The organism is Faecalibacterium prausnitzii (genome assembly GCF_003287405.1).
Classification (GTDB): Bacteria; Bacillota; Clostridia; order Oscillospirales; family Ruminococcaceae; genus Faecalibacterium; species Faecalibacterium intestinale.
Window position 1 is genome coordinate 1 of sequence record NZ_PRLD01000059.1, and the last position, 699, is coordinate 699.

Genomic DNA, 699 nt, shown 5'->3' on the forward strand with positions numbered 1-699 from the left:
CAGCAGCGTCTCTATTTCCTCGTCCGAAACGCCGGCATCTGCGGCAATGCGGCGCAGTTCGTCCTCCGGCAAGGCGCAGACAGTCGTGTTCAGCGTTCCCTTTTCTGCATTTCGCAGCAAGCTCGGAATGTCCGTAAAGAAACCGTTATCCTTGACCCAGATATCGGCAAGCATATGGCTGGACTGGATCTTGTCTGATGTCACTGTATAGGTATCGGTCAGATCAATTGCAGCGGAAACCTCTTCCACACCGGGCAATGCAGCAAGATCCTCTTTCAGAGAAAACGGCATCCCGGAGGTTCCGTTCATCTTGATGGACAGACAGGCATACGGTGCATCCAGATCATATGGCAGCATGACACGCCAGCCGACATACAAACAACTGACGGCGATCAGCAATACCGCGCAGCCGACACCGATCTGCGGTGCAAGCGGCAGCTGTGCCAAGCGGAATTTTTTTGCAGGCTTCTCTTTGGGTTTTGTGATCTGCGGGCGAACCAGCACCGCAGGCAAAAGTGCGCCCAGCAGTACGGAGAGCAGAAACAGCACCGCCAGCGGCACAAGAGATGCAGCGGGGACCACTAAGAACGAAAGGTGCTTCTGCAACCCCAGACCGACTGCCGCAGCACCGCAGCCCAGTGCAAACCCAGCAGCAACTGCTGCAAGCCCGGCAAAAAGCGCCTCCCACAGGCACATGAG

General features: G+C 56.4%; 1 protein-coding gene. It reads right to left on the reverse strand.

What is annotated here, in order from left to right; genetic code table 11:
* Positions 1-699, reverse strand: a 699-nt coding sequence (locus C4N24_RS15515) for a hypothetical protein (RefSeq protein WP_181573127.1), incomplete at both ends; no start/stop codon positions are given.